20 protein-coding genes and 1 pseudogene are annotated in these 20,717 nt (G+C 47.9%); 3 read left to right on the forward strand and 18 right to left on the reverse strand.

The genetic code is table 11. The features are described from left to right. Positions 1-10 precede the first annotated feature (10 nt). Positions 11-1,147 (reverse strand): ABC transporter permease, encoded by a 1,137-nt coding sequence (locus tag BUA14_RS11525; protein WP_072772735.1) that lies wholly within the window; start codon positions 1,145-1,147, stop codon positions 11-13. 305 nt (positions 1,148-1,452) lie between these two features. On the opposite strand from BUA14_RS11525, the gene BUA14_RS28865 reads away from it, so the two are divergent. The 3 genes from BUA14_RS28865 (at position 1,453) to BUA14_RS28735 (ending at position 2,765) form a co-directional block, all read left to right on the forward strand. Beyond that, complete coding sequence (locus tag BUA14_RS28865) at positions 1,453-1,587, forward strand: transposase (RefSeq protein ID WP_143153451.1); 135 nt, start codon at positions 1,453-1,455, stop codon at positions 1,585-1,587. 235 nt (positions 1,588-1,822) lie between these two features. Further along, entirely contained in the window at positions 1,823-2,596 is a 774-nt protein-coding gene (locus tag BUA14_RS11540; protein ID WP_072772737.1) for a transposase, read from the forward strand. Further along, positions 2,559-2,765, forward strand: coding sequence for a hypothetical protein (locus tag BUA14_RS28735; RefSeq protein ID WP_072772738.1), 207 nt, complete (start codon positions 2,559-2,561; stop codon positions 2,763-2,765). Before BUA14_RS11540 ends, BUA14_RS28735 begins: the two co-directional genes overlap by 38 nt. A 135-nt stretch (positions 2,766-2,900) precedes the next feature. Here the strand turns inward: BUA14_RS28735 and BUA14_RS11550 are convergent, their stop codons facing one another. The 17 genes and pseudogenes from BUA14_RS11550 to plsX all read right to left on the reverse strand — a co-directional run bounded on the left by BUA14_RS11550 (position 2,901) and on the right by plsX (position 20,707). Then, positions 2,901-3,173: a DUF4367 domain-containing protein gene (locus BUA14_RS11550; protein ID WP_282433356.1), complete on the reverse strand. Its 273-nt coding sequence runs from the start codon at positions 3,171-3,173 to the stop codon at positions 2,901-2,903. Between the two features lie 235 nt (positions 3,174-3,408). Further along, a complete protein-coding gene (locus BUA14_RS11555; RefSeq protein WP_072772739.1) occupies positions 3,409-4,311 on the reverse strand; it encodes a hypothetical protein in 903 nt (300 codons plus the stop codon). A 353-nt stretch (positions 4,312-4,664) separates the two neighbouring features. Beyond that, complete coding sequence (locus tag BUA14_RS11560; protein WP_072772740.1) at positions 4,665-5,093, reverse strand: hypothetical protein; 429 nt, start codon at positions 5,091-5,093, stop codon at positions 4,665-4,667. A 168-nt stretch (positions 5,094-5,261) separates the two neighbouring features. Beyond that, a complete protein-coding gene (locus tag BUA14_RS11565) occupies positions 5,262-6,008 on the reverse strand; it encodes a DUF4367 domain-containing protein (protein WP_072772741.1) in 747 nt (248 codons plus the stop codon). Beyond that, complete coding sequence (locus tag BUA14_RS11570) at positions 5,995-6,564, reverse strand: RNA polymerase sigma factor (protein WP_072772742.1); 570 nt, start codon at positions 6,562-6,564, stop codon at positions 5,995-5,997. The genes BUA14_RS11565 and BUA14_RS11570 overlap by 14 nt, the downstream gene beginning before the upstream one ends. Positions 6,565-6,781: 217 nt before the next feature. Continuing rightward, positions 6,782-7,250, reverse strand: a pseudogene (locus tag BUA14_RS11575) (P-loop NTPase family protein); the annotation flags it as partial. Positions 7,251-7,266: 16 nt separating this feature from the next. Next, positions 7,267-8,583, reverse strand: coding sequence for a cell wall-binding repeat-containing protein (locus tag BUA14_RS11580; protein WP_242954638.1), 1,317 nt, complete (start codon positions 8,581-8,583; stop codon positions 7,267-7,269). Between the two features lie 283 nt (positions 8,584-8,866). Next, positions 8,867-12,463: a chromosome segregation protein SMC gene (smc, locus tag BUA14_RS11585; RefSeq protein WP_072772744.1), complete on the reverse strand. Its 3,597-nt coding sequence runs from the start codon at positions 12,461-12,463 to the stop codon at positions 8,867-8,869. Further along, a complete protein-coding gene (gene rnc, locus BUA14_RS11590) occupies positions 12,456-13,244 on the reverse strand; it encodes a ribonuclease III (RefSeq protein WP_005813421.1) in 789 nt (262 codons plus the stop codon). Before rnc ends, smc begins: the two co-directional genes overlap by 8 nt. A 20-nt stretch (positions 13,245-13,264) precedes the next feature. Continuing rightward, a complete protein-coding gene (gene fabF, locus BUA14_RS11595; RefSeq protein WP_072772745.1) occupies positions 13,265-14,503 on the reverse strand; it encodes a beta-ketoacyl-ACP synthase II in 1,239 nt (412 codons plus the stop codon). A gap of 49 nt (positions 14,504-14,552) precedes the next feature. Next, complete coding sequence (locus tag BUA14_RS11600; RefSeq protein ID WP_072772746.1) at positions 14,553-15,497, reverse strand: NAD(P)H-dependent flavin oxidoreductase; 945 nt, start codon at positions 15,495-15,497, stop codon at positions 14,553-14,555. A gap of 243 nt (positions 15,498-15,740) precedes the next feature. Beyond that, a complete protein-coding gene (gene acpP / locus BUA14_RS11605; protein WP_005813415.1) occupies positions 15,741-15,968 on the reverse strand; it encodes an acyl carrier protein in 228 nt (75 codons plus the stop codon). A gap of 38 nt (positions 15,969-16,006) precedes the next feature. After that, entirely contained in the window at positions 16,007-16,750 is a 744-nt protein-coding gene (fabG, locus tag BUA14_RS11610; RefSeq protein WP_072772747.1) for a 3-oxoacyl-[acyl-carrier-protein] reductase, read from the reverse strand. A gap of 5 nt (positions 16,751-16,755) precedes the next feature. Next, positions 16,756-17,697: an ACP S-malonyltransferase gene (fabD, locus tag BUA14_RS11615; RefSeq protein ID WP_143153452.1), complete on the reverse strand. Its 942-nt coding sequence runs from the start codon at positions 17,695-17,697 to the stop codon at positions 16,756-16,758. Between the two features lie 18 nt (positions 17,698-17,715). Beyond that, a complete protein-coding gene (fabK, locus tag BUA14_RS11620; protein WP_072772748.1) occupies positions 17,716-18,663 on the reverse strand; it encodes an enoyl-[acyl-carrier-protein] reductase FabK in 948 nt (315 codons plus the stop codon). 3 nt (positions 18,664-18,666) lie between these two features. Next, positions 18,667-19,662, reverse strand: coding sequence for a beta-ketoacyl-ACP synthase III (locus tag BUA14_RS11625; RefSeq protein WP_072772749.1), 996 nt, complete (start codon positions 19,660-19,662; stop codon positions 18,667-18,669). Between the two features lie 40 nt (positions 19,663-19,702). After that, the gene (gene plsX / locus BUA14_RS11630) at positions 19,703-20,707 is read right to left on the reverse strand and encodes a phosphate acyltransferase PlsX (RefSeq protein WP_072772750.1); all 1,005 of its coding nucleotides are present in this window, start codon (positions 20,705-20,707) and stop codon (positions 19,703-19,705) included. Positions 20,708-20,717: the final 10 nt, after the last annotated feature.

Raw genomic sequence — 20,717 nt, forward strand, 5'->3', positions numbered from 1 at the left:
CTGCTGGGTTTTACTTTCTCATGATTTCAATAGGTTGAATTTTCATAGCTTTGATGATGGGAATGATGGTAGCTGCAAGAGACGACGCCATGGTGAAAAGGATAGCCGTTAACCAATTAACGTATGTTACAGCTGACGGATAATCCAGCATGTTACTTAAAATTTGGTTTAATAGCATATGTAAAACCAAGGCGATAATGCAGCCTGTCAATAAAACGAGAAACATTTCCGAGAATAACATCATGGCAACCTGAATGTTCGTATGACCAAAAGCCTTTCTTACCCCAATTTCATATCTTCGGTCATTGATCCAATAGGATGTGATATTAACTAGATTTATTAAGGCTATTACATAAACCAAGAGAGTAAAAATCACCAAACTATCCTTCTGTGCAAATAAATCAATGATAATATTTTCGCTGCCTGCGTTTAATTCCTCAGCTGTGATCATGGCGTCTTTATCCACTTGAAGGATTTTATCCTTCAAGGTATTAAAATCATCCATGGGCAGTTTTTCATCATTATACAAGATCATATTGCAGCCGCTGCTTTCAATTTCGCTCCTGGTACTCTCAGGGACTGACGTAAGGGGCATCAATATTCTGGAATCCCATGTCGTGTATTGATTTTTTACACCGATTAAGCCAATCACTTCATACTCTTCGCCCTCAATATCCAGGTACTTTATGCCATCTCTCTTATGGGTAAGCCCTAAGAGGTTTTTACCGATTAAAATTACGCTGGCTCCTTGATCTATTTCACTTGTTTTAAAATATCTTCCATCATAATACGGATAAGTCCATTTGGATTCTTTTTGAAAAAAGATAGCGGTTAAGGGATGTTTGGATTTATCTTCGTTAAAATAAAGGGAGTGGTTCCCTACCATAACGCCGGAATTTACGGAGATATTTTTAATTATTTCTAAATGATCGTCAAAACTGGACTTTTTACTAAAAGCATATGTCATGGCCAAAGCATTTTGCGGCGTGGCATTTTCTTTCATTATGGCGGCTTGTTTTAACCCAAATACAGCACTGGTTCCAATGGATATAAGCAATATTGATACGATAAAGCCTATCAATAAAAATATGATGGAAACGGTGTGGGCTATGAACTGCCGTTTTAATAAAGTTATTATTTTATACAAATTAACCTCACAACTTCTTACTTAAAAATAAGGACAGGATATTGCCCCTCAGGGGTATTGGCGAGCACGGCTTCTGGTTGCCGGATTCAGAACCGAAAAAAGATTACCGTGCCGAATTTTGGAAGGGTACGACCCCTAAAGGGAAGATTGAGCGGATGGGGGATCTTCCCTCGAACACTGCAATTGTATTTAGATTTAGACAAATACTGGTGAATCTCCTGCACAATGGTAAAAATAAACCGCCCCTGTAGTTATGTAAAGGTAGACAGCAGAGATTAAGTTATCGCCTGCCATCTGCCTTTAACATGAGGAAGCCTAGTCACCCTAAATGGATCGACCCGGTCTCCCTGTCTAAAATCGTTTTCATACAGCATCTGTATGGGATTCGAAGCATGCGCCAGACCATTAAAGACATTGAAGTGACCATGGCCTACCGTTGATTTATCGGGTATGACCTTGGGGAAAGCATCCCCCACTTCTCCACCTTTGGCAAGAATTACAGCCGGCGGTTTCAAGGAACTGATGTCTTCCAACGCATCTTTGAACAGATTCTTCAGGAAGCCATTCGGTGTGGCTTTGTGGATGCCCAGGCTCTGTTTATCGATGCAACTCATATCAAAGCCAGTGCCAACCGGAGCAAAGCTACTCAAGTGATGGTGGAAAAGCAGGCCACAATTGGAAGAAGAAATCGAACGGGACCGTACAGAGCATGGGAAAAAGCCTCTGAAAAAGAAGGGCTCGGATGATGACTCGAATCCCCCGACCCCAGAGACCAAAACGGTTTTACAAAGCCAAGTGGATCCAGAAAGCGGGCTGTTTCATAAAGCAGAGCACAAGAAATGTTTCGCGTATGTGGCCAATACAGCCTGCGATCAGCATAACTTTGTCGTGGACTTCGTGGTGGGAGCTGGAAATCTCCATGACAGCGTCCTGTTTGACGACCTGTACAAAAAGCTCTTGTTGAAAGTTCCTGAGGTCGAAGTGATTGCGATGGATTCGGCTTATAAAACACCGTGGATCATGAAACAAATCATTGACAGTGAACGAATCCCGGCGGTACCGTACAAGCGCCCCATGACCAAGAAAGGGTTTTTCAAAAAAAGGGACTATGTCTATGATGACTATTACGACTGCATCCTCTGTCCGGAGAACCAGCTTTTGAAGTATAGCACAACCAACCGAGAAGGATATAGAGAGTACAAAAGTAATCCGGAAGTATGTTGGAGTTGTGCAAAGTGCAATGAGTGTACAGCAAGTCAGGGGTGCCAAAAAGTCGTCACCCGGCATGTGTGGGAAGAGTATATAGAAAAAGCGGAAGATTACCGACATACCCCGGAATACCGGGCCATATATGCACAAAGAAAAGAAACCATCGAGCGAGTGTTTTGCCGATGCCAAAGAAAAGCATGGAATGCGATACACCCAGTTGCGTGGACTGGAAAGAGTTAAGATGCAGGTCACGCTTATCTTTGCGTGTATGAATTTAAAAAAGTTGGCCACCTGGAAACGAAGGAAGAGGATGCTTCCCCGGATTTCGTTATCTCTTGAAGGGTGGACTCAGCTTTTGTATCAATTCAGGTTCATTCTAAGACAAAAAGAGGCATTACGCTTTGCGTAAGCCTCTTTTTGTCTACAGTCTGAGCTTCTCCACCGAGAAGCCTCCAAACAATTATTTTATTACCTCTTTTCCGCAGGATGTATTGCCCATTCAACTTGCGGATTCTGCGATTTTTATGAGCTCTGCCAACGGCAGCTATCCCCTTAGTTTTAATAAAAGCCCCCGTTGATACCACGATAAAACATTCATATCATTCTTCTCTTGTAAAAGGGTTGCCGATGCTCCATTTATAGTAATGGCTTGAGAAACCGAATCATCCGTGTCGGACAACGTCCCCTGGGAAACTGATGAAGTCATATTTTGCTGAGTGAATACGATCAACTGCTCCTGAAGACTGTAATTAATAGTGATCCGGTTAACATCGGCACTAAGGTTAGTCAGGATAATGTTCTTATTCTTTGTGTTCAAAGGTAAATGTGTCGATAAGAGAGAGGCAGACTCCAGGGAAGCTCCCGAGCAAGAATTTAAGACTACCGTAATGAAGTCACACCCATGTAGAGCGAATCCAAACCAGCTTGAATAGCATTTGCAATCAATATGCCAGCAATCACAATGGATATAGCGATTATTATTCCAGCTAGTAAAGTCTGATAATTTTTCATTTCCTGTTAAGACCTTTCGCTTTAATATAATTTAATTCAGTTTAAGGATATACACCAAAGATTTTATCATTACTATATGCGGGGAAAGAATTGCTAGAAGAGCTTAATACAGCTTTAATTCCAGCTGTATTCCCACTAACACCAAATTCGACACTGGTGAGGGAAGTGCTTGCCCATGTATGAATGTAATAACCTGTTGCTAATCCGCTGTAAGTTCCGAACCATGAATCGTAAGTACTAGATCCATACCACTGATATCCTACATACCCAAGAGTTCCGTCATTATTGTATCTGGTATAATCCTGTAACCTGAATCCAAATCCCTTACTGCCATCTCCGTCAGAACGATTGGACGTAGCCACACTTACGGAAGAATCTTTATTTGCAATATATCCCCAAGAACGAACAACCGAAGATTGATATGGTTTTGTTGTATTAGTATATCCGACACCAAAGCCATCATATCCGCCAATATTACCTAGAAGAATTGCTTCATCCCAGTTATCATTTCTCCAATTACCACCACAGGTTACAGTCCAGGTATTTTCCCATGATTCGTAAAAAACAGAAGGTGTTGTTAAATACACATCATTAGTCGCACTATATGGAACTATCGTTGTGGAGGGGGATAGATCGGGAGCATATTCATATACACCGAATTTTTCTAGCGTCTGATTAATTTTCTCTTTTTCTTGTCCTGTTGCAAAAGTGGATTGCCTCATTAACTCTTCGATTTCTTCAACGGAGCCTTTCTTCACCGAGCCATTTTGTAGGTCTGTAGCAAATTTAGCATCCATTTGTTTAGCAAAAGTATTTTTACTATCTGCATCCATATATACTGATGTTGAATCCAAAACTGGTGCGGATGTTTCTGCTGCGGAAACTGGAATTACCATTACGGACAATAGCATTAAGGAAAGAAATAATGATAATAATTTTTTCATTTTCTTACCTCCTAAGTTTAATAATTATTGATTACTCTCGAATCCACCAACTTCACAATAATATTTAGCACATTGGAACAGCGCCTTTGACCTCTTCGGTGTCAAACTCAGCTTGAGTCTGAATCCATAACTCTTTTGCCATTGTGGCCTCCCGCGATATCACCCCCATCATTTAGGAATACTTCGCCTGGACCAATTGAAAAAAATTCTTAATTTCACCCCCAAATTTAATCTTTTTTAGAAGATGCCATTAGATCACCTGTGATCCGACGGCTTTCTATATTGAATGGCAAAAGCCATCCGAATAGCCAAAAGGATAATAATTACTTGACATATACCGCAACCGCTATCCTCTACTGAACATAAACGGCTTCAGTATAAGAGAACCCTGTTTCATAAGTTGACCCGTTATAGGCAGTATGTTCTGCCAACACTCGGTAATAATACCCTTGTGATACACTGAGTTTTTGCCCTCCCGACTTATATGACGCGTTATTGGCCGTGTAGCTATAGGACTGGAGCGTATACCAATTTCCATTGGACAAATACTGAAGGTTCAAGGTTAAACCAACTTCAGTGACCGGAGAATACGTTGAAGTATCCCCGGAAATGCTGATATTTCCGTTCCCGTTGTTCGACAGCTGGCATCCCCCGTCTGCAATCAGTTGATAGGCATAGGGCTGTACCATCTCACTGCTCGTAACCTGGTTCGTTGCTCCCAAAGCGGTTAAGGGAGTTAAGAGAAGCAGCAGGGATAAGAACACGATTGACCATTTTCTCATGAATCATCCTCCTTAAAATGTCTCTCATAAGTTAGACAATTGAAAACAAGCTTTGGTTACAAAAAAATTAAAAAAAATTAAACTTTTTTTGAAAAGAAAAAGCTTCTCACCGAGAAGCCTCCAAAACAATTATTTTATCACCTCTTTTCCGCAGGATGCATTGCCCATTCAACTTGCGGATTCTGCGATTTTTATGAGCTCTGCCAACGGCAGCTGTCCCCTTAGTTTTAATAAAAGCCCCCGTTGATACCACGATAAAACATTCATATCATTCTTCTCTTGTAAAAGGGTTGCCGATGCTCCATTTATAGTAATGGCTTGAGAAACCGAATCATCCGTGTCGGACAACGTCCCCTGGGAAACTGATGAAGTCATATTTTGCTGAGTGAATACGATTAATTGCTCCTGAAGGCTGTAATTAATAGTGATCCGGTTAACATCGGCACTAAGGTTAGTCAAAATAATTTTCTCAATCTTGGCACCCGGCGGTAAATACTTAGGTTCAACAATAAGAAAATTAACCTTCTTTTGAGCCTCTTCTAATGTAGTCTCTTGTTCCACAAGTTCACCGAGATTGTTAACCTCAGGAGGTTTCATACCGGAGGAATCATTATTGATCGTCTCTGTTTTATTTTGAGTAGTCTCACCCACCATATGCGTTAACATTTGTAAAAAACGTTCACCCAAAGCATAGACTTGATTCGGCTTAAATAACGCCAGGGAACCCAGTAATAGAACAACGACCGCCGCAGTAGCAGCAAGGGAGTTTCGAATACGGCGGCTTCTTTGCTCTTTTAAAACAAGACGTTTAAACTCAAGCCATTCCTCATCGACTGAAGGGGCTGGTATTTGCTCCAATTCCCAAGTTATCCGTTCCTTGATTAACTTATCAAGCTCTTCATCACTTAATTTCATTGAACTTCCCCCCATAACCCAGGTCCTCCGCGGCTTCCTCAAGAACCACCGCTTCTCTGAAGTGGGCCCTTGCTCTATGCAAACGGATTTTTACATTCGCTCCTGTTAGATTTAAAATAGTGGCTATCTCTTCTACCGTCAAGTCCAAGTAATACCTTAAAACCAAAATTTCCGCATCATCAGCCGGCAGAACATTGAAGATACGTTTCACTTGATCTTTTATGACGAAGGCATATTCAAAAGAATCGGCGGTTCGGCTGGCTTTCATGTCGTCCGTTATTTCAGCTAGGGGAACAAGATTGAAGCGATTGGCTGATTTGAGCAGATTTTTGGCTTCATTGACTACTATTGTGGCAGCCCAGGCGGAGAATTTTCCTTTGTCCTTAAGTTGATCTCTTTTTCGATACATTTTTAAAAAAGCCTGTTGAACCGCATCACGACTCAGTTCTCTATCTTTCGTTATGGAAAAGGCCAGAGCACAAAGCTTCGTATGCTGCTGCCTATACAAAATTTCGAATAAATCAAACTCTGTATTCCGGTTCCTCCAAAACCCCATTTATCAACGCCTCCTCTCTCTCGCAAAAAACAGAAACTTTTGGGTTATCTTACAGATTATGATAACAAAAGCTTTGTCTTTTGACTAGGCTAAAAACTCAAAGGATGCCTCCCTTTAAAAGAGAAGCATCCTTTTCAACTTAACTCTATTCCTTGATATCTCCAACTAAAGACAATCATCAGGCCTATCTAAACCCATCCAACCTCACGCAATCCTCTCAAGCTGTCCGGGTATCCTTGCCCTGGCCTTCCAACTGAACAGAGAGCAGCTTAAATACACCCACTCCTCCATGGTGATACCATAGAGGACATCGGCTGCTTCCATGGTTCCTTTGCGGTGAGAGAGACCAGGAACTGGGTGGAGTCCGACAAGCCGTGGATGTATTGGGCAAAGCGGCTGATATTGACATCATCCAGGGAAGCCTCGATTTCATCAAGGACACAGAAATAGCTAGGCTTCACCTTCAGCAGGGCAAAGAGCAGACCGATAGCGGTCAAGGCCCGTTCTCCTCCGGAGAGGAGGGACAGCAGCTCAATCCGCAGTTTAATCTCCTGCACCCTGGCCGCCAGCTCGGCACAGCTTCTTTCACTTTGATAAGTTTGAGCCTCATCCCAGGTCATGTCGAATTCTTCCAGCAAACGCTTGGAGCCGGTTTCCCATTCGGCATCCCATTGGCCCCTATTTAAGCGGCTCAAAGTTTAATTATCTGGAATTTCTCCAAGCCGGTTCAACTGACTTAAGAAAGGCATCAATCTTATTAGTATCTAAATCACCTTTTACAACATCATAGTATTGCTCATTGATTTTTATAGGATTCACAAAAGTAACATCCATTATTCTGACGTTATTTTCATCATAGAACACAGCCTTATGTATCCATCCTATTATATTGGGATCAGATATTTTTTTTACAACATAACCATCCAAGTAATCAATGAACTCCTTAATATCTTGTTCATCCTCAATGATTAAGGGTTTATTTAATCCCCTTCCATCATAAAATACTATTTTCGTAATATCATTAAAGTTTGTTTTAGCTGCATCGCTTATTTTCTTTTCTTCAAAATCAATAGTTGGAGAGCTGACTAATTCCATATTATTTACCCTACCGCCAAGAACAACAAGATTGTAGTTGGTTATTGAATTATTATCTAAATAGTCTTTTGGTGCTTTGGCATTTTCAGCAACTAAAACTATTGGATTATAACGTATACTTGCTAAAGCAGCACCGGATAGTCCATCTGCATAATCTTCCCCAGTAGTTAAGTAGATGGAATCCAAATCCAATTCGCTTTTGAATTTATCAATAATAGCTAGGTTCCTCTGATATTTATCCATTCCATTTATTTGCTCAACATTGGGAAGCTCATCTAATAATGATTTATCCAGCGAAGATCCGGCACCCACAACGTAAGTTTTAGTCGGTTTACATGTATCTAAAAATTCCTTTACATCATCAGGAATCTTATTATGCTGAATCAATAGTATTGGCATATGCTTATTTGCAGCAATAGGGGCTATTGACAAAGCATCTGCGAAGTCTTCGCCGGTTACAACTGCGATCTCGCTAATATCATTCTTACTGCTGATTTTAAAATGTTTAGCAATATTAACACTGGTTTCATATCGGTCACGACCATCTATTCGACTAGTTCTTATACCTAAGGAGGCTAGTTCACTTTCTACGGATGTCGTAATTACGCCAGTTCCACCGACTATAATCATATCAGTTATTTCTAATTGCTTAATGGCATTTAAAATATCTGTTGGAATATAATCTTTCTTGCTTAATAGAATTGGTGCTGAATAGTATTTTGCTAAAGGAGCGGCACTTATAGCGTCTGGAAAATTATCGCCCGGAACTAATATTGCATACATAGAGCGGTTCCAGCCAGTTAAGGCTATTTGTGCCGATGTTTCATATCTATCAATACCTAATAATTTTTGGGTAGATGCTAGAGCAGTAGTAGAAAAAGAAAATAATAAAAATACCACCAAAAGGAATATTAGCTTTTTCATTATGATTCCACTCCTTATAATTAAATCTCCTTCATTTATAATTTAAATTCTCCAAATATATCAAAATGCCTTCATTTATCAATATCAACAAAAAATTACAAATAAGAAATAAACAAATCCAGAAGGAATTGTAATACGAAAAGATTTAAGAAGTAGCTAAAAGCCAAAGGATGCCTCCCTTCAAAAGGGAAGCATCCTTTTCAACTTAACTCTATTCTCTGATATCTCCAACTAAAGATAATCATTAGGCCTATCTAAACCCATCCCAACTTCCGCAATCCTCTCAAGCCGTCCTGGTATCCTTATCCTGGCTTTCCAACTGAACAGAGAGCAGCTTAGATACACCGGACTCCTCCATGGTGATGCCATAGAGGACATCGGCTGCTTCCATGGTTCCTTTGCGGTGCGAGATGACCAGGAACTGGGTGGAGTCTGATAAGCGGTGAATGTATTGGGCAAAGCGGCTGACATTGGCATCATCGAGAGAAGCCTCGATTTCATCGAGGACACAGAAGGGGCTGGGCTTCACCTTCAGCAAGGCGAAGAGCAGACCGATGGCGGTCAGAGCCCGCTCTCCACCGGAGAGGAGGGACAGCAGCTGGGGCTTTTTCCCCGGGGGCTGGGCGATGATCTCCACCCCTGTGTCCAGGAGATTGGTTGGGTCCACCAAGCGGAGTTCCGCATAGCCTCCGTTGAACAGCTCCTTGAACACCACTTTAAAGGCTTCGTTGACCGCTATAAACCCTTCTTCGAAACGTTCCGACATGGTCTTATCCAGTTCGGCAATGAGTTGCTGGAGGGATTCATTAGCTTCCTCCAGATCCTGCTTTTGCACCGATAGAAAATCGTAGCGCTCCTGGAGCTTCGGATATTCTTCAATGGCCGCCTGATTCACAGGGCCCAGCAGCTCCATCCGCAGTTTAATCTCCTGGACTCTGGCCGCCAGCTCGGCACGGCTTCTTTCACTTTGGTAGGCTTGGGCCTCATCCCAGGTCATATCAAATTCTTCCAGCAAACGCCTGGAGCCGGTTTCCCATTCAGCATCCCAGCGGGCCGTTTTAAGCTCCAGGTTATGCAGCTTTTGTTCCAGGGCTTGCTGCTCCTGCCTTTTCTTTTGGGCAAGGCTTTCCTGAGCCATCAGCTCTTTGGATAGGACCTCCCGCTCCTTGCGCAAAGCGATGAGGACCTCCTGGGCTTGCCGCTGTTGCTCTTCTGCTTCCCTGCGCCGGCTCTCCCAGTCTCCCTGCTCGAAGGCCAGACGGGCTTTGCTCTCTTCTAAATCCTGCAAATCCTTGCGCTTGCGCTCCAGGAGATGCTTGTTCTCCCCCAGCAGGGCCTGATCCTGGGCCAGGCGCTCCACGGCCTGCTTGAGCTCCTGTTCCCATTTGGCAGCCTGCACCTTGGTTTGGGTCAATCTTTCCTGAAGCTGTTCCATCTCCCGGCTTGCCTGGCGATTCTTTTCTTCCTGCCGGGCCAAGGCTTCCTGAGCCTCTTGGATGCTGTCTGTAAGCTTGCTTTGCTCTTCTGCCCCCAGGGCCTTATGGCTTTGCAGCTTATCCCGTTCCTGCTCTATCCCGGCCACACGGGTGATTATGGCGATTATTTCCTCACGAACCCTCTGGGTCTGGGCCCGGAGATTAAGCTCTTGAGTTCTTAACACAGCCAAAGCGGATTTAAGCTCCTGCTCTTCACCCATCAGCTGCTTAAGGTTTTCCTCACTCTTTTGGATCTGAGTCATGAGAGCCCCTGCTTTGAGTTCCAGTTCCTTTTGCTGGGTACGTCTCTCTTCGCACTCCTGCCGGAGTTCCTGGATTTCCCGGGAACGTCCCAAGATGTTGGAGCCTTTTCTTTGCAGGCTCCCCCCGGTCAGGGAGCCGCCAGGGTGAACCTGATCCCCTTCCAGGGTCACGATGCGGGCGCGATATCCCGAGGCTCTGGCCACCCGGGTGGCCGCCTCCATATCCGTGACGATGAGGGTTCTCCCCAATTGGGATTCAAAAGCCTTGCGGTATTTTTCGGCGAAGGTGATAAGATCCACCGCCACGCCGATAAAGCCGGGGTCCTGGGCGGCCTCTTTGGCCACAGTGGCCTTGCCCCCTTGAATCACATCCAGGGGTAAAAAAGTAGCCCGGCCCAGATTGTGGCTTTTCAGATAATGAACGGCTTCCTTGGCGCCTCGTTCTGTTTCAGTAACGATATTCTGAATACCTGCCCCCAGGGCCACCTCGATAGCAACCTCATAACGCTCTTCAACCTGAAGGAGATCAGCCAGGGTGCCGCAGAGATCCCCGCAGGAAGGCTGGTTTTTTTTCTTGGCCAGCATCAGCTCCCGGACACCCCGTTGATAGCCTTCCAGGGAGTCTTCCAGGTTCTTCAGGGCATGATAGCGGGCTGATTTTTTCTCCAGGTCACGGTTCAGCTCCCGGAGTTCCTGCTGCCCTGCCTTGCTCTGCTCACGAAGTTGGGCTATCTCCTGATGGGCCCTCTCTGTCTGTAGCCGGATATCCGTCTGCAGCCCTTCCTGGGCTTTAAGCTGCTCCTGAACCTGAGCCTCCTGCTGCTCATGAGAGAACAGGGCTGCTTCTTTATCCTTTTTTTCTTTAATTAATTGTTCATGGGTTGAATTCAAGGTAGCCAACTGATGGGAAAGGCGATTTAATTCTGCGGTAGACTCGGCCAGCTTACTCTGCAGATGGGAGAGGCTGCCCCTGAGAATTTCAATTTCCCCTAAGCCATTCCTGGCTTTGGCTTCAGCCAGGCGCTGTTCATCCGCCGCCAAAGCCTGATTAGCCTGGTCCAGAGTCTTATGTAAGAGGGCTTTTCTGTCCTCTAAGGCTCTGAGCTGTTCTGTACTCTGGCGAACCTTCTCCTCATGGCTGGAGAGCTCCGTGGTGACACGGTTAATTTGCTCGCCGAGATAACCTTCCCTCTCCTGACGGAGCCGCAACTCCTGAACGATTTGATTGACTCTTTGATCCAATTGGTAGGTGGTTTCCTGTTGCTGCTGGATCTGCTCATCGAGAAGGTTGAGCTTCACTTTGTTGCCGAGGATTTCGCTTTCCTTCTGGCTTAGAGCCGCTACTGCCGCAGCGATGGCCGACTGAAGTTCTTCCGTTTCCTGAACGGAGGTTGTCAGCTTATGGCGAACTTCTTTTAAATCAAAGGCCACTATCTCAATTTCCAGGGCTTTTTGTTCCGTGGTCAACTCCACCGCTTCCCTGGCTATGGTGGCTTGCTCTTCCAAAGGTCCTAATTGCCCTTCGATCTCGGCCAGGATATCCCTGATCCGCTCTAAATTATGTTCCGTTTCATCCAAACGCTTAAGTGCTTCCCGTTTGCGCATGCGGTATTTGGTGATTCCTGAAGCTTCTTCGATCAAGGTGCGCCGTTCTTCGGAGCGCAGATTGAGAATCTCCTCGACCCGGCCTTGACCAATAATGGAAAACCCTTCTTTGCCCGCACCGGTATCCATAAAAAGTTCATGGATATCCTTAAGGCGGCAGGAGGAGCGGTTGATAAAATATTGTCCCTCTCCGTCCCGATAGACTCTGCGGGTGATGATCACTTCCTGATACTCCAGGGGGAAAATCCCCGTGGAGTTATCAAAAAACAAGGAGACCTCGGCCATCCCCACGGGGCGCCGCACACTGCTGCCGGAGAAAATGACATCCTCCATCTTGCTGCCCCTGAGGTTTTTGGCGCTCTGTTCCCCCAGAACCCAGCGGATGGCATCGGCCACATTGCTTTTGCCGCTCCCGTTGGGCCCCACTACCACACTCAAGCCCTGCCCTAATTCCAGCTTCACTTTGTCCGCAAAGGACTTAAACCCTTGGATTGTAATGGATTTCAAGAAAACAGGGAGAGTATCGGCTTTAGCCATTGTTCTCCCCCCCAAACTCATCTAAAACTTGTTGGGCTGCCCGTTGTTCGGCTTCCTTTTTGGTCCGTCCGATGCCCTTGCCCCGCAGGTTTCCCTGGAGAAACACTCCGGCTGTAAAGCGCTTATTATGATCGGGGCCTTCCTCGGCCAGGATGCGATAGGTTACTTCCGTCTCTTCCCGCTGGGCTTTTTCCTGGAGCATGGTCTTATAATCGCCATAGTTGCCTTGGGCTACTTCAGCAATCTCTTCCTTCAGCAAGGTCAGAACCACTCTCCTCGCCTCTTGGAAGCCATACTGCAAATAGACAGCCCCTACAATAGCCTCCCAGGCATCGGCTAAGATGGAAGGCCTTTCCCTGCCCCCTGAGACCTGTTCTCCTTTACCCAGGAGCAATTCTTCCCCCAGCCGGATCTTCTTGGCGGTGCGGGCCAGGGTGCTCTCATTAACCACCGCCGCCCGCATCTTCGTCAATTCTCCCTCCGGCCGCTCCGGATAACTCAGGTAAAGGTACTCCGCTACCACAAAATCCAGAATGGCATCACCCAGAAACTCCAGCCTTTGGTTGTTCTCCAGACCGGATTGTGGATTCTCAAACAAATACGAGGGGTGGGTTAAAGCAGTCGTGAACAAGCGATTGGGGGACTCATCCAACTCCAACCGTTTCGCTAAACCTATTCCTGTAGGAATCCGCTGCAAAGTATCGGCATGATACTTATGACGTTTATTCCCCTGCAGATTATGCTTAGTTGTTTTTGCTGTACCCTGATGTTTTTTTTCCACCGCTCATACTCCTTACTTACCTAATAACGTTTTAATACAATTGTAGCATTATGTCCTCCAAAACCAAAGGTATTTGATAAAGCAACCTGAACTTCTTTTGGCCGGGCGGCATTGGGAACATAATCTAAATCGCATTCCGGGTCAGGCTCTCCATAGTTTATGGTGGGTGGAATCATGCTATTCTTAATGGTTAAAGCACAGGCGATGGCTTCGATAGCTCCTGCCGCTCCTAAGAGATGCCCGGTCATGGACTTGGTGGAGCTGATGGCGACGCTTTGCGCCGCTTCGCCAAAGAGGGCTTTAATCGCCGCCGTCTCTGCCGAATCGTTGGCATTGGTTCCTGTGCCATGGGCGTTGATATAATCCACTTCTTCCGGCCGCACCTCAGCCCCTGCCAAGGCCATTTGCATGGATTGGATGGCTCCTGCTCCTCCCGGCGCCGGAGAGGTGATATGATAGGCGTCACAGGTGCTGCCATATCCGGAAAGCTCAGCGTAAATCCTGGCCTGCCGCTTTTGGGCATGCTCCAGGGATTCCAGAACGAGGATCCCCGCTCCTTCACCCATGACAAACCCAGACCTTCTGGCGTCGAAAGGACGGCAGGCTTCCCGGGGATTTTCCTTCTCCGTGGACATGGCTTTCATGGCACAAAAGCCCGCAAAGGCCAAAGGTACAATGGGTGCTTCCGTGCCGCCGCAAAGCACTACATCAGCATAGCCATGCTCAATAAGACGCATGGCCTCCCCGATGGCATTAGTAGCCGAGGCGCAGGCGGTGGCCACACTTAAGCTGGAGCCCTGAAGTCCGAATTCAAGAGAAATATGACCGGCAGCCATATTGGAGATCAGCATAGGAATAAAGAAGGGGCTGATTCTTCCCGGCCCTTTATTCATGAGGACTTCTTTCTGCTGTTCCAGGGTGGTGACCCCGCCCACTCCGGTTCCCACAATACAGCTGGCCCTTTCCTTATTGACCTGGTCGAGATTTAACCCGGAATCCTGGACGGCCATTTTAGCCGCAGCCATAGCCAATTGGGTAAAGCGATCCATATGGCGGCTTTCTTTACGATCCAGCCAATCCGTAGGCTCAAAATCCTTAATCTCCCCCGCTACTTTTGTGGGCATATCCCCCACATCAAAACGAGTGACAAAATCTATCCCTGATTGTCCGGTAATTAAGCTGTTCCAGAATGTTTCCAAGTTACTCCCAACCGGGGATACCACACCCATTCCTGTAATAACCGCTCGTTGCTTTTCCATCTTTATCCTCCTTTAATCCCACTGTCAGTAAGAGTAGATCTATCCTTGTCTAGGCCCGGAGTATTTGTTCACGAATATCTTCAAAGATCTCATGGACCGATAAAACCTTTTTGATGCGGGAATAATGAGCTCCTGAGAAGACAAGGCCTTCTTTCATATCCCCTTGCTGAGCCTTGATCAGGCGCTCCATGATGCAAAAATTCCGCTCACAATGCTTGAGGCATTGGTCGCAGCCGATCCGACGGACATTCTTCCCTGCCGCCAGGGCCTCGGTAAAGGGATTGCGGATGCCCCGCCCCGGCAGGCCCACGGGGCTATGGACAATGACCATATCCTCTGCCTGGGCGTTAAGAAGATGCTGCTTCCATTCCGGAGCGGCGCTGCTCTCGGTACTGAGGGCAAAACGGGTGCCCATTTGTACTCCGTCAGCCCCTAAGCGCAGAACCTCCGCCACATCTTGGCCATCCATAACTCCCCCCGCGCCAATGACGGGGATCTTCACAGCTTCCTTAACCTCAGGCAGAATCTCCCGCATCGGGCGCTCGGTACCTAGATGTCCCCCTGCTTCATGCCCTTCCACAATCACCGCCGCTGCACCGAGCTTTTCGGATAAGCGGGCCAGCTTTGCGGAAGACACGATAGGCACCACAGGAATTCCCGCTTCCTGGCCCCAGGTGAACATATCTCTGGAAAAACCTGCCCCGGAAACCAGCAGGTCAATTTTTTCATCAAAGGCCGCTTTGACAAGCTGAGCGAACTCACGCACCGCAAACATGATGTTAACCCCAATAATCCCCTTGGTGCGCTTCCTGGCTTCTCTGATTTCCTGCTTTAATTCTTCAACGCTCAAACCACTTCCGGCAATCAAGCCGATTCCACCTTCCTCAGCAACAGCCGCTGCTAAAGGAGCCATGGATATTCTAACCGCCATTCCTCCTTGAATTACAGGCATCTTAGCTATATGATGGGCGATGCGGAGTTCTGGAATTTTCACTTAAGTTCCTCCATTCAAATCCAAAGCATTATGATACCGATATTTTCCATAGTGATGCTTCATTTCATTCTTATATATTAACCTTCTCAATGCCAGGGGCAAGGCTGTCGCCGGGACAGAAAATTAGGACCTGATACTAAAATCAGCTTCTGACTCACCCTTGGGAATTGGCAGGAAGAGAGCTTTAAAGAAAGTCCCGCAGTATTCTACGGGACTCTCTATGTACTTAGGGGACCTTGAGTCTTATTGGTTTTCCTTGATGTAATTTACTGCATCACCGACATTACGAATTTTCTCTGCATCCTCATCCGGAATATCGAGATCAAATTCTTCTTCAAGAGCCATAATAAGTTCAACGATATCCAGGGAATCCGCATTAAGATCTGCGAAGGTGGTTTCTAATGTAATTTCATCTTCTTCTACCCCAAGTTGATCCACTACGATTGATTTCACTTTGTCAAAAACGCTCATGCTGCCTGTTCACCTCCTCTCAAGGTTCGCTGAAACTATTACATAGCCATGCCGCCGTCTACGGCCAAGGTTTGCCCAGTGATATAGGAAGCGGCCGGTGAAGCCAAAAAGACTACCGTCCTGGCTATATCCTCAGGCTGACCCATTCTGCCCAGAGGAATCTGGGTCATGACCTGCTCCCGGACCTCTTCTCCTAAGGATTCCGTCATATCTGTAGAAATATACCCCGGAGCCACCGCATTGACCCGGATGCCACGGGAGCCCAGCTCCTTGGCAATGGATTTGGTAAAGCCAATGATTCCCGCTTTGGCCGCTGAGTAATTCGCTTGTCCTGCATTGCCGGTAATACCGACGACGGAGGAGATATTGATAATCACTCCGGAGCGTTGCTTCATCATGGACTTGCTGACCGCCTTCGTGCATAAGAAAACCCCTTTGAGATTGGTATCCAGTACCGTATCCCAATCCGTTTCCTTCATCCGCAGCAGCAGGGTGTCACGGGTAATTCCGGCATTATTGACCAGAATATCGATCTTGCCATAGGTTTTAAGGGTGGTCTGAATCAGCCGTTCCACATCTTCAACCTGGCTGACATCAGCCTGAACTGCCAAAGCCTCTCCGCCCGCTTCCTGAATCAGGCTCAGAGTCTCTTCCGCCTTTTCCCCATGTCCGGCATAGTTCACCACCACTTTAGCCCCGGCACGAGCCAGTTCCAAGGCGATGGCACGTCCAATGCCACGACTTCCTCCGGTGACAATGGCTACGCTATTATTCAGCAACATTTTATCTACTCTCCTTTAAATATGCAAGTAGCTTTTCCTAAAGAAGAAGAATCTTCTACATTAATCAGGGTCACACCGGGGAGAATTTTCTTAATCAATCCCGTTAAAACCTTCCCCGGACCCAGCTCGATAAAGGTGTCAACCCCTTGCTCGCCCAGATAGCGGATGGATTGCTCCCAAAGCACGGCCCCGCTGACTTGCCGCACCAGACTCTCCACAATCATGCCGCGCTCCCTGACTTCTTCCCCATCAATGTTGGCAATCACAGGAACACAGGGGTCTTGCCAATCTACCCCTTCCAGCACCTGACGCAGCTCCTTGCCGGCTTCCGCCATCAAGGGAGAGTGAAAGGGACCGCTGACCGCCAAGGGCAGGGCTCGTTTGGCCCCCAGGTCTTTAGCATACTGACAAGCCATCTGCACTCCCTCGGTCTCGCCGGAGATCACGACCTGCCCCGGAGAATTATAATTGGCCGTGCCAACAACCCAACCGCCTTCTTCCCGTGCTTTGCGGCAGGCTTCCTCCACCTTGCCATTCTCTAAGCCGAGAATGGCGGCCATGGCACCCCGGCCCTCGGGAACGGCTGCCTGCATCAGCTCTCCCCGGCGGCGCACGACCCTTAAGGCCTCTTCAAGGGAAAGACTCCCTGCCGCTGTATAGGCTGAATACTCACCCAGACTATGGCCGGCCAAGTAGTCAGGGCGAATCCCGGCCTCCTGCAGCCCCTGCCAGGCCGCCATACTGGCCAGCAGGATGGCAGGCTGAGTATGGGCGGTTTTTTTCAATTCCTCCTCCGGTCCTTCCAGGAGGATCCTTATAAATTCTTCCCCAAGAACACGCTGTCCAGTCGCCAGCACTTCCTGGCCCCCAGGGGTGGCAAAAAGTTCTTTGCCCATGCCTACGTATTGGGAGCCCTGACCGGGGAAAATGCATGCTATTTTGGCCAAATCCGCTGCTCCTTTCCCCTATCTGCCAAAGCGCTGGCTGAGCCGTGCCAGCTCCTGCTCAGCTCCCAGCATTACATCCTGAATGATGCTTGCCGCCGGTTCGATCTTCTGGACCGCTCCGGCGATTTGCCCGGACATCACGGAGCCATTCTGAGTATCCCCCTCCACCATGGCCAGACGCAGCTTGCCTGCGCCCATTTTTTCCAGGACTTCCGGATCGGTTCCCTCTTTCTCCAGCTGCTCGAACTCCCTGGTCAGTTTATTGCCCAGGCAGCGGACAGGATGGCCTGTGGAGCGTCCCGTCACCACGGTGTCCCGATCCTTGGCCTTAAGGATCATTTCTTTAACCTTAGAGGAAATGGTGCATTCTTCAGCACACATGAAGCGGGTTCCCATTTGCACGCCCTCGGCCCCTAAAGCCAGGGCTGCCACCATTCCCCGTCCATCATAAATCCCCCCGGCGGCAATCACAGGAATGCTTACCGCATCCACCACCTGAGGCACCAAAGGCAAGGTGCTGATTTCGCCGATATGGCCGCCGGATTCCATCCCTTCAGCGATCAGAGCGTCCACTCCGGCTTTTTCCAAACGTCTGGCCAAAGCCACCGAAGCCACTACCGGAATGATCTTCGTCCCCACCTCTTTGAGCATGGGGACGTATTTTCCCGGATTGCCCGCTCCCGTAGTAATGACGGGAACCCTTTCCTCCACAATCACTTGCATGACATCCTCGACAAAAGGAGACATGAGCATGACATTGACACCATAAGGTTTGTCGGTTACCTTTTTAATCTTATGAATTTCCTGGCGCAGCCAATCCGCCGGAGCCTGCCCGGCGCCGATAATACCTAAGCCTCCTGCTTCCGACACCGCCGCCGCCAGTTCACCGGTAGCAGTCCAAGCCATACCTCCTTGAAAAATAGGATACTCAATGCCGATGAGATCACAAAGTTTCGTTTTAATCATTCACTAAACCCCTCTCTTGGACCACTTCACAACAGCGGCTCCCCAGGTTAATCCTCCGCCGAAGCCCACCATGACCATAATATCTCCATAGTTTAAACGTCCGCTCCGTGCTGCCTCATCCAAGGCCACCGGGATGGAAGCCGCCGACATATTCCCATAGCGGTCCAGGTTGACCACCACTTTCCCGGCATCAATCCCCAGCCGTTTGACTGCCGCATCCACAATGCGGGTGTTGGCCTGATGGGGAATCAGGCAATCCACATCTCCGATCCCTAAACCTGCCTTGTCCAGAGCTTTTAAGGCAGTTTCACCCATGATGCGGACGGCAAATTTGAATACTTCACTGCCGGCCATCTGGATGGTGTGCATTTTCTTGGCCACGGTTTCTGCGGAAGCAGGGTGCATGGAGCCCCCTCCCGGCATGGTCAAAAGATTGCCCCCCGCACCATCCATACCCAGGTCATAACCCAGGAAGCCATAGCCCTCTTCCACCGGCTGCAGCACTGCCGCACCGGCCCCATCCCCAAACAGGATGCAGGTCCCCCGGTCTTCCCAGTTTAAGATCTTGCTTAAGGTTTCCCCGCCAATCACCAGGGCATTTTTATAGATACCGGTAGCGATGAATTGAGCGGCAGTGGCTACTCCGTACAAAAATCCCGTGCAGGCGGCCTGCAGGTCAAAACCGGCCGCCTTTTTGGCTCCCAGGCGTTCCGCCACCAGGCAAGCTGTGGCTGGGAAGACAAAATCAGGGGTTATAGTAGCGACGATCACTAAATCCAGCTCTTCCGGAGCGAGTTTGGCATCCTCTAAGGCCCGCACCGCCGCCTGGTAGCAAAGCTCGGATACCGGAGTCTCAGGCTCGGCAATGTGCCGTTCCTTAATCCCCGTCCTGCTCACTATCCATTGATCATTGGTGTCCACCATCTGCTCCAGATCAAAATTCGTCAAAACCTTATCGGGTACATAGGAACCTGTGCCCACGATTCCAACACTAACCATGCTGCTTCCTTCTTTCTTAAGTACAGTAATCGATCACAGTCTACTCCTGTGCAGCGGTAAATCGCGGCAGCTCTTTTTTAATCTCCTCAATAAAGCCGCTCTCCACACATTCTTTAGCGACGCGGATGGCATTAAATATGGCTTTCTCGTTGGAACTGCCATGGGAAATGATGCTGATGCCATTCACACCCAGCAGAGGCGCTCCCCCATATTCTGCATAATCCATCATTTTAGCGATTTCTTTCAAGCCGGGTTTAATGGCCAAAGCCCCCAGTTTGCGCAGGGGTGTGGCGGTTATCTTCTCTTTAATCAGTTGAAATAACGCTCCTGCCAGCCCTTCGGTGGTCTTGAGCACCACATTGCCTACAAACCCTTCACAGACCACCACATCCGCCGCCTGACCATAAGGTATGGCCCGGCCTTCCACATTGCCGATAAAGTTTAAGGGAGCCTTCTGGAGAAGGGGATAGGTGGCTTGGGTCAGCTCATTGCCTTTGCTTTCTTCTGTACCGATATTTAAAAGCCCTATTTTGGGGTTTTGGATGCCCAGAATGCTCTCCGCATAAATGCTTCCCATCATAGCATACTGGACAAGGTGCTCCGGTTTGGCATCAGGATTGGCCCCCACATCAAGGAGGAGCTTTCCTCCTTCTAAAGTGGGCAGCACGGTCACGATGGCCGGGCGGTCAATCCCCTTGATCCGGCCTAAACCAAGCAAGGAGGCAGCCATTTGGGCTCCTGTGCTTCCCGCGCTGACCAGGGCATCTGCTTCTCCTTCTTTCACCAAACGGGTGGCCACCACGATGGAGGAATCCTTTTTCCTGCGCACGGCTTGAGCCGGATGCTCATCCATCTCCACCACCTCAGCGGCTTCTTTGATGCGCACCCTGGCCGGCAATTCACCCTGAGGCAGAAATTCTTTGATACGTTCCGGCTGCCCGACCAAAATGACCTCTATATCAAACTGTTCAATACTGCGCAATGCTCCTTTGACGATCTCGGCCGGGGCATGATCCCCTCCCATGGCGTCTACAGCGATTCTCATCACATTAACT

Source organism: Desulfitobacterium chlororespirans DSM 11544, from assembly GCF_900143285.1.
GTDB classification, from domain to species: Bacteria; Bacillota; Desulfitobacteriia; order Desulfitobacteriales; family Desulfitobacteriaceae; genus Desulfitobacterium; species Desulfitobacterium chlororespirans.